At 75.0% G+C, this 14,049-nt stretch carries 12 protein-coding genes and 1 pseudogene; 5 read left to right on the top strand and 8 right to left on the bottom strand.

The genetic code is table 11. The features are described from left to right. Positions 1-52: 52 nt before the first annotated feature. From ACN261_RS25475 to pip, 3 genes are all read right to left on the bottom strand, one after another. Positions 53-1,627, bottom strand: a complete 1,575-nt coding sequence (locus ACN261_RS25475; RefSeq protein WP_425852530.1) for a glutamate synthase-related protein — start codon at positions 1,625-1,627, stop codon at positions 53-55. Positions 1,628-1,686: 59 nt separating this feature from the next. Next, entirely contained in the window at positions 1,687-2,820 is a 1,134-nt protein-coding gene (locus ACN261_RS25470; RefSeq protein WP_363653305.1) for a peptidoglycan recognition protein family protein, read from the bottom strand. A 199-nt stretch (positions 2,821-3,019) separates the two neighbouring features. Then, positions 3,020-3,973, bottom strand: a complete 954-nt coding sequence (gene pip, locus ACN261_RS25465) for a prolyl aminopeptidase (RefSeq protein WP_425852528.1) — start codon at positions 3,971-3,973, stop codon at positions 3,020-3,022. A gap of 51 nt (positions 3,974-4,024) precedes the next feature. On the opposite strand from pip, the gene ACN261_RS25460 reads away from it, so the two are divergent. The 4 genes and pseudogenes from ACN261_RS25460 to ACN261_RS25445 all read left to right on the top strand — a co-directional run. Beyond that, positions 4,025-4,555: a MarR family winged helix-turn-helix transcriptional regulator gene (locus tag ACN261_RS25460; protein WP_425852526.1), complete on the top strand. Its 531-nt coding sequence runs from the start codon at positions 4,025-4,027 to the stop codon at positions 4,553-4,555. 139 nt (positions 4,556-4,694) lie between these two features. After that, positions 4,695-6,314 carry a serine/threonine-protein kinase gene (locus tag ACN261_RS25455; protein WP_425852524.1) on the top strand — a complete coding sequence of 540 codons (1,620 nt, stop codon included), beginning with the start codon at positions 4,695-4,697 and terminating at the stop codon, positions 6,312-6,314. A 93-nt stretch (positions 6,315-6,407) separates the two neighbouring features. Then, positions 6,408-7,394 (top strand): mechanosensitive ion channel family protein, encoded by a 987-nt coding sequence (locus ACN261_RS25450; RefSeq protein WP_425852522.1) that lies wholly within the window; start codon positions 6,408-6,410, stop codon positions 7,392-7,394. A 205-nt stretch (positions 7,395-7,599) separates the two neighbouring features. Further along, positions 7,600-8,787: pseudogene (locus tag ACN261_RS25445) on the top strand (MFS transporter); the annotation flags it as partial. A gap of 104 nt (positions 8,788-8,891) precedes the next feature. Here the strand turns inward: ACN261_RS25445 and ACN261_RS25440 are convergent. Both ACN261_RS25440 and ACN261_RS25435 read right to left on the bottom strand, forming a co-directional pair. Next, a complete protein-coding gene (locus ACN261_RS25440; RefSeq protein ID WP_357927751.1) occupies positions 8,892-9,287 on the bottom strand; it encodes a YchJ family protein in 396 nt (131 codons plus the stop codon). A gap of 63 nt (positions 9,288-9,350) precedes the next feature. Then, the gene (locus tag ACN261_RS25435; protein ID WP_421482171.1) at positions 9,351-10,001 is read right to left on the bottom strand and encodes a C39 family peptidase; all 651 of its coding nucleotides are present in this window, start codon (positions 9,999-10,001) and stop codon (positions 9,351-9,353) included. 525 nt (positions 10,002-10,526) lie between these two features. On the opposite strand from ACN261_RS25435, the gene ACN261_RS25430 reads away from it, so the two are divergent. Next, entirely contained in the window at positions 10,527-11,531 is a 1,005-nt protein-coding gene (locus tag ACN261_RS25430) for a phosphotransferase family protein (RefSeq protein WP_425852520.1), read from the top strand. A 15-nt stretch (positions 11,532-11,546) separates the two neighbouring features. On the opposite strand, the gene ACN261_RS25425 is transcribed toward ACN261_RS25430, so the two are convergent. From ACN261_RS25425 to ACN261_RS25415, 3 genes are all read right to left on the bottom strand, one after another. Further along, the gene (locus tag ACN261_RS25425; RefSeq protein ID WP_307826445.1) at positions 11,547-12,656 is read right to left on the bottom strand and encodes a magnesium and cobalt transport protein CorA; all 1,110 of its coding nucleotides are present in this window, start codon (positions 12,654-12,656) and stop codon (positions 11,547-11,549) included. 71 nt (positions 12,657-12,727) lie between these two features. Continuing rightward, a complete protein-coding gene (locus ACN261_RS25420) occupies positions 12,728-13,360 on the bottom strand; it encodes a class F sortase (protein ID WP_357927742.1) in 633 nt (210 codons plus the stop codon). Positions 13,361-13,470: 110 nt separating this feature from the next. Continuing rightward, positions 13,471-13,962, bottom strand: a complete 492-nt coding sequence (locus tag ACN261_RS25415; RefSeq protein WP_357927740.1) for a hypothetical protein — start codon at positions 13,960-13,962, stop codon at positions 13,471-13,473. Positions 13,963-14,049 lie beyond the last annotated feature (87 nt).

Raw genomic sequence — 14,049 nt, 5'->3', positions numbered from 1 at the left:
GGCGTTTCCCGGCCGGGCCGGGTGGCTCGGCGTCCCCGGAGGAGGAACCGGGTCAGCCCTGGGCGGTGGCCGAGGGGAGGGCGCTGCCGCCCCGGGGCGCCTCGCCGGCCATCAGCCGGGCGATCTCCGCCCGGTCGGCGGCCGACGGTAGTCCCCACTGCGGCTGGTAGCCGTAGACCTCCCGCAGCGGGCGGGCCGAGGTCCGGCCGTCGAGGATCTCGACGGCGTCGGTGTCGATCAGCCCCGGGTGCTCCACGCCGCACGCCTCGGCCACCTTGACCAGGTCCCGGCGCAGGGTGCCGATGTAGTTGGCCGCCCGTACCGACTTGCGGGCCGGGTCCAGGCCCCGGGCCAGCCAGGCGTTCTGGGTGGCGACCCCGGTGGGGCAGGTGTCGGTGTGGCACTTCTGCGCCTGGATGCAGCCGATCGCCAGCATCGCCTCCCGGCCCACGTTGACCAGGTCGCAGCCGAGCGCGAAGGCCACCACGGCGTTGTCCGGCAGCCCGAGCTTGCCCGCGCCGACGAAGACGGTCTGCTCGTGCAGCCCCCGCTCGGCGAAGGTGCGGTAGACCCGGGCGAAGCCCTGCTGGAACGGCAGCGACACCGAGTCGGTGAAGATCAGCGGCGCGGCGCCGGTGCCGCCCTCGCCGCCGTCGACGGTGACGAAGTCGACGCCCCGGCCGGTGTCGCGCATCAGCGTGGTCAGCTCCTCCCAGAATCCCAGGTCGCCGACGGCGGACTTGATGCCGACCGGCAGGCCGGTCTCGGCGGCCAGCAGCTCCACCCAGTCCAGCAGGCTGTCGCAGTCGGAGAACTCGGCGTGCCGCGACGGGCTCACGCAGTCCTGCCCGGGGGTGATCCCCCGGGTGGCGGCGATCTCGGCGGACACCTTCGCCCCGGGCAGCAGCCCGCCCAGGCTGGGCTTCGCGCCCTGGCTGAGCTTGATCTCCAGGGCCCGCACCGGCGCCCCGGCGACCAGGTCGCGCAGCCGGGCGAGGTCGAAGCGGCCCCGGGCGTCCCGGCAGCCGAAGTACGCCGTACCGAGCTGGAAGACCAGCTCGCCGCCGTGGCGGTGGTACGGCGACAGACCGCCCTCGCCGGTGTTCTGCAGGCAGCCGGCCAGCGCCGCCCCCTGGTTGAGGGCGGACACCGCGTTGCCGGACAGCGAGCCGAAGCTCATCCCGGAGATGTTGACCACCGATCCGGGGCGGAACGCCTTCGCCCGGCCGCGCGGCCCGCCGAGCACCTTGGCCGCCGGCAGCCGTACGTCGTGCCCGGCGGCCGGAACCGACGACGGGACGGTTCGGGCGAACGTGCGGTGTTTGATGATCGGGTAGCCGGGGCTGCGTTCGACGTCGTTGTCGGTGCCGAACCCGAAGTAGTTGTTCTCCTGCTTGGCCGAGGCGTAGATCCACCGCCGCTGGTCCCTGGTGAACGGGCGTTCCTCGTCGTTGCCGGCGACGATGTACTGCCGCAGCTCCGGCCCGATCGCCTCCAGCAGGTACCGGGCCCGCCCGACCAGCGGGAAGTTGCGCAGCAGCACATGGTCACGTTGGAGGACGTCCCGGGCGGCGAGGCCGGCGACGGCGGCGGCGATCACGGGTACGGTACGGCGGGCCCACGTCATGCCGGCCACACTCCCCGGTGCCGCCGCCGCCCAAACGCCCCTGCCCGCCTGGCGGGTGGTCAGCGCCGCAGCGACTGCCGCACGATGCCGCCGACCAGGGCGCACCAGGTGCTGGTGGAGACCCGGCCGGTGCGGGGCAGGCCGTGCAGCGCCTGGAGGTCCTGCACGGCGCGGCGGGTGGCCGGGTCGTAGCTGCCGGTGACGGCGACCTCGGCGTAGCCCTTCCAGTTCAGGATGAACTGCACCGCCTGCACGGGCAGGCCGGTGGCGTCGCGGTCCAGTTCGGGCGCGAGGGTCTCCCAGGTGGGGGCGGTCAGGGTGGCGTCGACGTCGACGGGGATGCCGTTGCGCGCCTGCCAGTCGCCGACGGCGGCGACGGTGGCGGCGTCGAACGTGCCGCTCGGGGTGACCGGGTAGCCCCGGTAGGCCAGCAGGTACTGGGCGACCTGGACGCCGGGGGCGTTGACGAAGCGCCACAGGTCGGGCCAGCGGCGCTCCGGCACGTCGACCGGGCGGGTGCCGAGCCGGCGGAACACCTCCCGGCGCACGCCGGGGAAGAGGCGGTAGAACTGCGCGCCGGGGCAGAGCGTGGCGCGGAAGTCCCAGTGGCCGAAGATGTCGTGGGCGTGCAGGCCGTACTGCCGGCAGATGGTGGTGCAGAGCCGGACCAGCGAGTCGAGCAGCGCCTGGGGCGGGGTGTCGGTGACGTAGGTGCCCTCGTTCTCGATGCCGATGGCCCGGCCGTTCTCGCCGGGGCAGTGCGCCGAGATCATCTGCCGGTCGCCGGCCCGCAGCCGCTCCAGGCTGCCGTGCCGTCCCTCCAGGACGTAACCGCCCCGGCTGACGGTGAAGTGCTGGCCGGTGTCCGACCAGCCGTTGCCGTCCATGTGCAGGTCCTGGCAGTCGTGGGCCAGGGTGACCGCCTGCTCGCGGGAGTAGTCGGTGACGTTCGGGAAGGCCATGTGGTGCACGATGATCTTGTTGGTGGGGATCGTGCTGACCGACAGCGGGTCGGCCGGCGGGCGGGCGTCCCACTCGTCGCACCCGATGATCCAGTCCAGGTCCGCGCCGGGGGCGGCGGCCCGGGCCCCGCCCGGCAGGGCCAGGTCGGAGCCGACGACCGCGACGGTGGCCGCGCCGAGGCCGGCCCGCAGCAGCGTACGACGGTCGAGTGCGGGGCGTACGACGGGCATGGCATCTCCTCGGCGACCGGCGACGGCACTGGCGACGAATCTGAAAACTAGCTCCAACGGTTCCGCGTGAGATGGAGGATATTGCCATCTCCGTGGTCGGCGCTAGAGGGCGTCATCGATCGATTCTGCCCATCGTCGCGGCGTGCCGGGCGGAACTGTCCGGATTTCCCGCCGTCGGGGGGTGGCCCGGGTGGGCCGCTCAGCCGGCGACGGCGAAGTCGTCCAGGGCGGCCAGCAGGTGCCGCCGGGTCCCCACCGTGCCGAAGTGACCCGCCCCCTCGACCACGTGCAGGCGCGAATCCGGCCAGGCCCGGTGCAGTTCCCAGGCGGTGGCCAGCGGGCTGCCCAGGTCGACCCGGCCGTGGATCAGCACGCCCGGGATGCCGGCGAGCCGGTCGGCCCGCCTGATCAGCTCACCCTCGGCCAGCCAGGCCCCCTGCGAGAAGTAGTGCGCGCAGATCCGGACCATCGCGGTCCGCTCGGCCGACGGGCGCTCGCCGTACGGGTTGCCCACCCCCTCGGCGGAGACCACCGCGTCCTCCCAGGCGCACCAGTCCCGCACCGCCCGCTCGCGGACCTCCGGGTCCGGGTCCTCCACCAGCCGGGCGTACGCGCCGACCACGTCGTCGTCCGGGCCGACGCCGCCGCCGGCGAGGAACCGTTCCCACTCGCGGGGGAAATACTTGCCGACACCCCGGTAGAGCCAGTCGACCTCCGACCGGCGGGTGGTGGTGACCGCCCCGATCACGATCGCCGACACCCGCCGCGGGTGCCGCTGCGCGTACGCCAGCAGCAGCGTCGAGCCCCACGAGCCGCCGTAGAGCAGCCACCTGCCGACGCCCAGGTGCTCACGCAGCCGTTCCATGTCGGCGACCAGATGCGCGGTCGTGTTGTGCCGCAGGTCGGTGGCCGGGTCGGCGGCGTGCGGGGTGCTGCGCCCGCAGTTGCGCTGGTCGAACAGGACCACCCGGTAGCGGGCCGGGTCGAAGTACCGCCGGGCCCACGGGCCGCAGCCGGAACCTGGTCCACCGTGGACCACCAGCGCCGGGCGGCCCGCCGGGTTGCCGCAGACCTCCCAGTAGACCGCGTTGCCGTCGCCGACGTCGAGCATGCCCTGGTCGTACGGCTCGATCGGCGGGTACCGCTCGTCCATCGGTGGACCTCCCCGGGGTCGCGATATACAACAGCGCTGTTACATTACGGCATGCCCGACGAAGCGTCCGACCCCGCACTGCTCGGCACCCGGCTGCGGCACCTGCTCGAACTGCTCGACGGCGACGTCGCCGCCGTCTACGCCGACCTCGGGCTGCCCGGCCTGCGCCCCCGCTACACCCCGGTGCTGATCGCGCTCGACCGGCTCGGCCCGGTGTCGATCCGTACCCTCGCCGGGGCGACCGGGGTGACCCACTCCGCCGCCAGCCAGACGGTCGCCCGGATGGCGGCCGACGGGCTGGTCACCCTCACCCCCGGTGCCGACGCCCGGCACCGCATCGTCACCCCCACCGACCGGGCCCGGGACCTGCTGCCCGTCCTGCACGCCGAGTACGCCGCCACCGCCACCGCCGCCCGCCGGTTCGAGGCGGAGCTGGCGTACCCGCTGAGCCGCCTCGTCGACGAGGCCCTGGCCGCGCTGCGGCGGCGGTCGATGCGGCAACGCGTCGCCGACGTCGCCCCGCAGCTCGCCCGCCCGACCGGCCATGAACCGGGCGACCGGCCGGCGACCCCGACCGGGTGACCGGAAACAATCTCCGCGCCCGGACGTCCGGACGCGAGGAAACAACCGTTGCGCCGATGGACCGCAGCTCGACCCGGGTAAGAATGATCAGTGTGGCCCTGACCTGTGACCAGTCCCGGCGGACCGGAAAGGCCGGCGGGTGACCGGCGACTGGAGGTTGTCCGGCTACACCCCGGTACGACAGCTCGGCACGGGCGCGTCCGGCCGGGTGCTGCTCGCCACCCACGACGCCACCGGCACCCCGGTCGCCATCCGCTACCTCACCCCGTCCCTCGGTGCCGACCCCGCCTTCCGGATGGCCTTCCGGGAGCAGGCGCGGCTGCTGGTCGACGTGGACGATCCGCACGTCTGCCGGCTCTTCGAGTACGCCGAGTCGCACTCCGCCGCCGCGATCGTCACCGAACTGGTCAACGGGGTGGCGCTGCGCGAGCTGCTGCGCGCGCACGGCCCGGTCCCGCCGGAGGCCGCGCTCCACGTCCTCAAGAGTTCGCTCGCCGGGCTCGCCGCCGCGCACGCCCGGGGCGTGGTGCACGGCGACCACCGGCCGGAGAACGTCCTCGTCACCCCGGACGGCCGGGGCAAGCTCACCGACCTCGCCATCGCCCTGCCCACCGGCACCGGCCGCCGGCTGGCCCCCGAACAGTGGACGGGCGCCCCCGCCGAGCCGGCCGGCGACATCTACGCCGCCACCGCCACGTTCGTCGAGTGCCTCACCGGGCGACCCCCCTACGACGGGCGGGACCTGGCGACCCTGCGCGCCCAGCACAGCGCCGCGCCGGTTCCGGACGCCCCGACCCCGGCACCCGTGCACGACCTGCTCCGGCACGGGCTGGCCTGGTGCCCCGGCGACCGTACCCAGCCGGCCGAGATCTTCCTCACCGAGCTGGAACACACCGCCGCCCGGTCGTACGGCGGGGACTGGGAGGAACGCGGCCGGCGTCAGCTCGCCCAGCGTGTCGCGCTGCTCGCCGCGTCCCTGCCCCTGCCCGACGGGGCACCCGGAGCCGGCGAGGTGGCGGACGCCCCCGACGCCGATCCCCACCCGGCCCTGCGGCGCGGCGGCCTGCGCAGCGTCCTGGTCGGGGTGGGCCTGACCGCCACCCTGCTGGTCGGCGTCGTCGCGCTGGGGGTCGCCGCCCGGCGGTCCGGCCCGCTCACCCTCGCCGAGGGCGCCGTCGGGCCGGGAGCGACCGCCGCCACCACCCGCAGCCCCGCGCCGCTGGCCGCCGCGCCCGCCATCACCGTCGTGCCGGCCGAGCCGAGCCGCAGCCCCACCCCGGCGGCGAGCACCGCCGGTGCGCCGACCAGCACCGCCCCGACCCGGTCCGCCGCCGCGACCACCACCCGGGTACGCACCCCGAGTCCCGCGCCGCCGACGACGCCGACCGTCCCGCTCCTGCCGCCGGACGTGTCGCCACCGACCGTGTCCCTCCCCGACGTCGCCCCGACCACCGTGGAGCCGCAGGGCTGCTCCAACGGGGTCACCGCGGCCACGGTCACCGCGACGGTCGTCGACGACCGGGCGGCCGGCGACGGACTCCGGGTGGTGTTCCGGTACACCCTCGACGGTGCCACCCGGACCGTCGGCATGGACCAGACCGCGCCGGACGTCTTCCAGGGCACCCTCGGTGACCTGCCGGCACCCCCGGCGACCGCCCGGATCCCGATCCAGGTCGTCGCCGTCGACGACGCCGGCAACGCGTCCGCGCCCACCGGCCCGGTCGTGGTGTCACTGCTGCCCGCCTGCACGTCGCGCTGACCGGGCCGGCCGGGTGCCGGACCCGTCGGGTTTCCGGCGACCGGGCCGGGGGTAGCTTCGGGGGCCGACCGAGCTGACGGTGGAGGACCACGGATGACAGACAAGTTCAGCGATGCGGTGGGCGACGCCCTGCGGGCGGTGATGCTCTTCCTGCCCAAGGCGGTGGCCTTCGTGGCGATCCTGGTGGCCGGCTGGTTGATCGCCAAGGCCGTCCGCAGGATCGTCGACAAGGTGCTGGAACGGGTGCACTTCGACCGGGCCGTCGAACGGGGCGGGATCAAGACCGCGCTGGCCCGTTCCCGCTACGACGCCAGCGACATCGTCGCCAAGCTCGCCTACTACGGGGTGCTGCTGGTGACCCTCCAGCTCGCCTTCGGCATCTGGGGCCCCAACCCGATCTCCGACCTCATCGCCGGGGTGATCGCCTGGCTGCCCCGGGCGTTCGTCGCGATCGTCATCGTGGTCGTCGCCGCCGCCATCGCCAACGCGGTCAAGGACATCATCAGCAGCGCGCTCGGCGGCCTGTCCTACGGTCGGGTGCTGGCCAACGTCGCCTCGGTGTTCATCCTCGGCCTGGGGGTGATCGCCGCGCTCAACCAGATCGGCGTCGCCACCGCGGTCACCACGCCGGTGCTGGTCGCCGTGCTCGCCACCGTCGGCGGCATCCTCGTCGTCGGGGTCGGCGGCGGGCTGGTCCGCCCGATGCAGGCCCGCTGGGAGTCCTGGCTGACCCGCGCCGAGCAGGAGTCGCGCACCATCGCCACCCACGCCCGCGCCTACCAGGCCGGCCGGCGCGACGTCGAGACCCGGCTGGACCCGTACGCGGAGGCCGAACGCACCCAGCCGGTCCCCACCACCCCCGCCCCGGTCCCCACCCCGGCCGCGCCGGTTTCCCCCACGCCGCCTGCGGCGGTGGCGGTGGACGACGACGCCGAGCGTACCCAGGTGGTGACCCGCCCCGACGACGTCGAGGCGACCCAGGTCGTGCCACGCCAGGCCGGACCGGTCGACGGTCCCGCCACCGACAGCGAGGCCACCATGGTCATCCCCCCGGTGGACCCGGAGACCCCCCGCCGCTGACCGTGCCGCGCGACGGGGGCGGACGCCGCAGCAGGCTCCGCCCCCGTCGGCAGACGGACACCGCACCGGGGCCGCGCCGCAGGCCGCAGCCGGCTAGCATCGGGCACATGACCTGGCGATGGTGACCCTCCCCTGAAGGCCGAAACCGTGGACCGCCACGGACGCCGTACCTCCCGCGTCCGTTCCGTCCCCGGGAAAGGCCCTGATGAATCTCCTCTCCGCGCGGGTGCCCGACACCCGTGTCCGCCGGCTGTCCGTCACGCTCTACGGCTACCTGTTCCTCAGTGATCTCGTCCTGCTCTACCCGGTGTACGTGCTGCTGTTCAGCGACACCGGGCTCACCGTCGGACAGATCTCCGCGCTCTTCGTGATCTGGTCGGTGACCGCGATCGTGCTGGAGGTCCCCTCCGGGGCCTGGGCCGACGCCGTCTCCCGACGTCTGCTGCTCTGCCTCGCGCCGCTGCTCACCGGGGCCTGCTTCGCGCTGTGGGTGCTGGCCGGGTCGTGGTGGGCGTTCGCACTCGGCTTCGTCCTGTGGGGGGCGGGCGGCGCGCTCGGCTCCGGTGCCCTGGAGGCCTTGGTCCACACCGAACTCGACCGGCTCGGCGCGGCCGGCCGCTACGCCCGCACGATGGGGCGGGGCCGGACCGCCGGGGTGCTCGGGGTGCTCGCCTCGATGGTCCTGGCCGGACCGGTCCTCGCCGCCGGCGGTTACCGGGCGGTCGGTGCGGCGAGCGTGCTGTCCGCCGTCCTGGCCGCCGCCGTCGCCACCCGCTTCCCGGAGCACCGGTCCGTCCCGCCGCCCACCGCTCCCGCCGACGGGCCGGCCGGGCCGGGCTGGCGGGCGGGCCTGCGGGCCGGCCTCGCCGAGGCCCGCGCCGACCGGCGGGTACGGGCGGCCGTGCTGCTCGTCCCGGCGGTGGCGGCGGTCTGGGGCGTCCTCGACGAGTACGCCCCGCTGCTGGCCCGCGACACCGGCGTCGCGGCGTCCACGGTGCCGCTGCTGCTCCTGCCGGTCTGGCTCGGGATGACCGTCGGCGGGCTGCTCGCCCCGGCGGCGGAACGCCTGACCGACCGCGGCTACGCGGCACTGCTCACCCTGGCCGCGGTCGCCCTGGCCGCCGGGGCCGCCGTCCGGCATCCGGGAGGCTTCCTGCTGCTCGGGGTCGCGTTCTGTGCGCTGCAACTGGCCACCGTGCTCGCCGACGCCCGCCTCCAGGACCGGATCACCGGCCCGGGACGGGCCACCGTCACCTCGGTCGCGGGCATGGGCACCGACCTGGCCATGGTCGTGGCCTACGCCGGTTACGCGCTGGTCGCCGCGACCGGCGGGCATCCGCTGGCGTTCGTGGCGGCGGCCGTGCCGTACCTGCTGGTGGCCGGGGTGCTGGCGGGGTCGGGGCGGGCCGGTGACCGCCGGTGGCACCGCAGCGCCCGACGACGTCGGCGGCACGGTGAACCGGCCCGTCAGGAGGGGGCACGGCGGCGGTGCCGGGGTCAGTCCGGTGACGCGTCCAGGTAGACCCAGTTGCCGTCCTCGCGGACGAACCGGCTGTGCTCCGCCATCGTGCCCGGCTGCCCGGCCTCGCGGTAGTGGGCGCGGAACGTCACCGTGCCGGCGGTGTCCAGCAGCCCGCCGCGCGTGCTGTCGACGATCTCCAGCCGGGTCCACCGGGTGGCGGGGTCGAGGTGCAGCCGACGGGGCCGGGTCGTGGAGTGCCAGCTCCGCAACAGGTAGTCGGCGTCGCCGACGGCGAAGGCGCTGAACCGGGAACGCATCAACGCCTGCGCGGTCGGGGCCGTGCCGTGGCCGGCGTGCAGCGGCCCGCAGCAGTCGTCGTACGGCAGGCCGGTGCCGCAGGGACAGGGCCGCAGGGACGCGTGTTTCGCCACCCGCCCATCCTGCCGCAACCGCCGGACGGGCCGACCCAGGGTCGGCCCGTCCGGGTGCGGCGGTCAGGAGGCGTAGCCGCGGCTGGCGATCCAGTCGCCGAGGTTGTCGACGGTGATGCGGTACGAGGCGGTGTCCGGGTTGGCGGAGTCGGCGATGGTCACGGTCCTGCCGTCGTCGTGGTAGCCGGTGACGCTGATGTAGTGGCCGCCCTCGAAGGAGTGGGCGTTGCCGTCGGTGTCGGTGGTGGTGCCGGCGATGTTGGCGACCACGGCGCGGCCGTCGTCGATGGCGCGGACGATGTCGGCGCGCAGCGTGTCGGTCTGCCTGTCGTCGGCCTTGCTGCTGCGGATCTCGGTGCTGTGGTAGGCGTCGCGGCCGGTCTCCCGGTTGAGCACCGGGGTGATGTCGTTGATGCTGTCGGTGCCGTCCTCGGTGGTGCGCATGTGCTTGGCCATGGTGTCCACGTCGATGTTCTTGCCCTGCACGCTCAGCGCGTTGCGGGCGGCGGCCGGGCCGCAGTAGTAGAAGTTGGGCTGCGCCTCGTAGTCGACCTTCAGCTCGCGCTCGCCGGCCGGCTTGCGGTCGGCCTGGACGGCGGCGGGGCGGGTGGTCCCGGCGGCGTGGGCGGCGATCGCGGGGCCGGCGACGCCACCGGCGGTGGCGGCCAGGCCGGCGACGGTCAGGGCGGTCTTGCGCAGGATGTCGGTACGCATGGGGAGGCTCCTCTGCGTCGGGGGTGCGGTGGACGCCCGGGGGAGAGGGCGTCGCGGAAGTCAGGAGGGAAGCGCGCGGCGGTCGGGGGACCTGCTCGGGCGTCCGGGGGAGGTGTAACCAACCCGGTGGCGACCGCATTCCGTGGTCGGTGTCCGGGGCCTGCTCCCCGCGGGGAGCGGCGGTGGTATGCCAGGTACAACGCCCCGGCCCCGGCGACGATTCCGCCGTCGGGGTGGCCCCGGCCACGCGACACCGGCCCCGGAGGCGACACACCGGCGGTGACCGCGCGCCACGCCGGCCCGCCCACCGGACACCGACGGCGACGTCGCCCCGTACCGGCCGGCGGGCCGCGTGCCGCGCAGGCGGGCGGTGGCGACCTGGGCGAACCCGACATTCCGCACAGACGGCGATGCCCGGGGCGAACCCATGTCCTCGCCCCCGGAGTGGGGCGGCGGTCCACCGCTAGCCTGGACGGTCATGAACGTCGCACAGCGGGACGGCCGGCGGCACCGGTGGGTACGCCGGTGAGCCCCACCCAGCGCCTCCTCGACACCGACCAGGTCCGCCGGTACGTCGCGGCCTCCCTCGGGCCCGCCGTGCGGGTCACCGACTGCGGGCCGCTGCGCGGAGGTGGATTCGCCGCCGTCTGGTGGGTCCGGCTCGACGACGGGCGTGCCGTGGTGCTCAAGGTGGGGCCGCCGCCGTCGGTGCCGCTGCTGCGCTACGAACGCGACCTGATCGCCGCCGAGGCACGCTACCTGCGGCTGGTGGCGGCACACGCGCCGACCGTGCCCGTGCCCCCGCTGCTGCACCACGGCAGTGACCCGGTCCTCGGGGACTGGCTGCTCAGCGGCCACCTCCCCGGGCGGATGCTGTCCACGCTCGTCGCCGAAGGCACGCCGGTCGACGGGGTGTGGACCGGGTTGGGTGCCGCGTTCGCCGCCCTGCACCGGGTTACCGGCGACCGGTACGGCTACGACGGCGGTCGGGCCGCCGGGTCGACCTGGCGCTCGGCGTACACCGCGATGGTGGACGACCTGCTCGCCGACGCGGCCGACTGGGCGGTGCCGCTGCCGCTGCCGGCCGACCGGTTGCGGGCCCTGGTCGCCCGGCACGCCGGGGTGCTGGACGTGGTGCGCCGTCCGGCGCTGCTGCACTTCGACGGCTGGGCGGGCAACGTCCTCGCCGTACCGGGCCCGGACGGCGGGCACCGGCTCGGCGGGCTGGTCGACGGTGAGCGGTTCCTGTACGGCGACCCGCTGCTGGACCTGGTGTCGCCGCTGCTGTTCCGCCGCGCCGAGGACACCCCGGACGACCCGTTCCTGCGCGGCTACCGCACGGCCGGGGCGCGGGTGACGCTCGACGAGCCGGGGGTACGCCGCCGGCTCGGCCTCTACCGGCTCTACCTCTACCTGCTGATGACGGTGGAGGCGCCCAGCCGGGGGATCACCGTGGAGACCGAACCCGACCGGTTCCGGATCCTGACGCGGTTGCTCGACGAGGAACTGTCCGACCTGGACGGGACCTGACCGGGGGCGGTGGGGTCAGAGCCAGCCGGAGCGGCGGAAGAGCCGGTGCAGGGTGAACGCCGCGGTCGCCATCAGCGCCAGCGCGGCCGGGTAGCCGTACCGCCAGGACAGTTCGGGCATCCGGGCGAAGTTCATCCCGTAGACCCCGGCGACCGCCGTCTGGGTGGCGGCGATCGCCGCCCACGCCGCGATCTTGCGCATGTCGTTGTTCTGGTCGACGGCGAGCTGGGCCAGCCGGGACTGCAGGAGCGAGTTGAGCAGTTCGTCGTAGGCGGTGATCCGGTCGACCGCCCGGGTGAGCCGGCCCTCCACGTCGACGTACCAGCGGCGCAGCCCCGCCGGCAGGCCGCCGTCGGGGCCGGCCACCAGGGCACGCAGCGGCTCCTGGAGCGGCAGGACCGCCCGCTTGAACTCGACCAGCTCCCGTTTGAGCTGGTAGATCTGCTGGATGTCGGCGGCGTGCTCGGGGGCGAAGACGGTCTCCTCGACGCGTTCCAGGTCCCGTTCGAGGTGGGCGGCGACCTCGAGGTAGAGGTCGACCATGCGGGCGGTCACCGCGTACGCCACCGCCCACGGGCCCTCGGCGAGCAGCGACGGGCGGCCCTCGATCTCGCGGCGGACCGGCGCGAGGGCGCCGGAAGCGCCGTGCCGGACGGTGACCACGAACCGGTCGCCCAGCAGCACCATCACGTCGCCGGTGTCCACCACGTCGGAGGTCGCGGTCAGCTCGCCCTGGGCGACGTAGGCGGCGGTGCGCAGCACCAGCAGGGTGACCGGGCCGTGCCGCTGCACGGTGGGGCGGTGCCCGTCGGCGAGCGCCTGCGCCACGGTCAGCTCGTCGAGGCCGAACACCTGCCCGACGGCGGCGAGCACGGCCGCGCCCGGGTCGTGCAGGCCCAGCCAGACGAAGGCGTTGCGGCCGCGTCGGGAGCGCGCGTACGCGTCGGCGTAGTGCGGCCGGCCGGCCTCCCGGCGGCCGTTGACGTAGACCGCGCAGTCGACCACGGCGTCCGGGTTGGAGCGTCGGGCCGGCCGGTCGGGGGTGTCCCCGGGACGTCGGCGCAGCCGGCCGACCAGGGTGCCGAGCCGGGGTCCGAGCAGGGTCGTCAGCGCTCGCCGCTCCACCGGGTACCTCCGCCTCGCCGCCCGTCCGCCGGCCCACCGTAGTAGGGCGGCGCGACGCCGGGCGGGGCGGGTCAGCCGACGGCGGTGGCCCGTACGACGACGTTGTCGGAGTAGTCGCGGGACCGTTCGTCGAACCGTCCGCCGCAGGTGACCAGGCGCAGCGTCGGTCCCGGTCCGCCCGGCCCGTAGACCAGCGCGGTGGGGAAGTTCCGCTTCGGGTACGCCCCGACGCCGTCGACCGCGAACCGCACCACCCGTCCGTCGGCGCGGGTAACCCGGACGGTGTCCCCGGGGCGCAGCCGCCCCAGGTCGAAGAAGACCGCCGGCCCGTCGCGGGTGTCGACGTGCCCGACGACGACGGCGTTGCCCGCCTCGCCGGGGCTGGCCCCGGGCCGGTACCAGCCGGCGACGGTGGGCCGGTCCAGCGGCGGCACCTCCAGGGTGCCGTTCGGGTCGCCGGCCACGGGCACCAGCTCGGCGTGCACGCCGATGGCGGGGATGTCGATGCGCACCGGGGTGGAGCGGGGCAGGGCCGGGATCGGGGAGCGGCTGGTGTTGCCGCCGCTGACGTCGATGCTCGGCTGAGGTGGGCCGACCGGTCCGAGGGTCAGCCCGGCGGCGATCAGCGCGATCCCGGCGGTGCCGCTGACCGTGACCGCGGTGACGGCGGCGCGGGTCCGGCCCGCCCACTCGCGTACGCCCATCGCCCGTCCTCCCCGACGTCCGATGTGGTCGGGGTGCCCGTACCGGTTCGGTGCGGGCACCCGTCCCCAGGGATGGTGTGGCGCGTCGTCGACCGACGCCTGTCGTGTCGTCAGGCGACGGTGCCCGCCGCCGCCCGGCGTCGGCGGCGCAGCAGCACGGTGGTGCCGAGCGCGGCGGCACCGGCGAGGGCGCCTCCGGCGGCCAGCAGGCCGGTGTTGCCGGTGCCGCCGCCGGCCCCGGCGGGTGCCGCGCCGATCGGCGTGACGGTGAAGGTGGCGCTGCCGGCGGAGCTGCCGTCGCCGCAGGTGGCGGCCACGGTGTAGCTGCCCAGGGTGAATCCGGCGGTGAAGAGTTCGGCGCTGAGCCCACCGCCCGCCGCGGCGGTGGTGGAACGGACGTTCTGGTCCCGGTCCGGGCCGGTGACGTGGAAGAGCACGTCGCCCGCCTTCGGGTTGCAGGTCGTCGCGGTGAGCACGACCGTCCCGCCGACCGGTGTGGTGGCCGGTGACACCGTGGTGTCCGCGAGTGCGGCGGTCGGGAGCAGGAGCGTGCCGAGTCCCACGCCGAGCGCCGTCGATACGAGAACCTTCTGTGCCTTCATACGCGTCTTCCCTCACTTTTCGTCCGCTGTCTGCGTGGGACGTCGTTCGGGTGGCCAACTCCGTAACTAGCACCGGTGTGCCCAACA

Origin of the sequence: Micromonospora sp. WMMD723 (assembly GCF_049863385.1) — a bacterium.
In the GTDB taxonomy this organism is placed as follows: domain Bacteria; phylum Actinomycetota; class Actinomycetes; order Mycobacteriales; family Micromonosporaceae; genus Micromonospora; species Micromonospora wenchangensis.
This window is presented reverse-complemented; position numbering and strand designations above follow the sequence as displayed.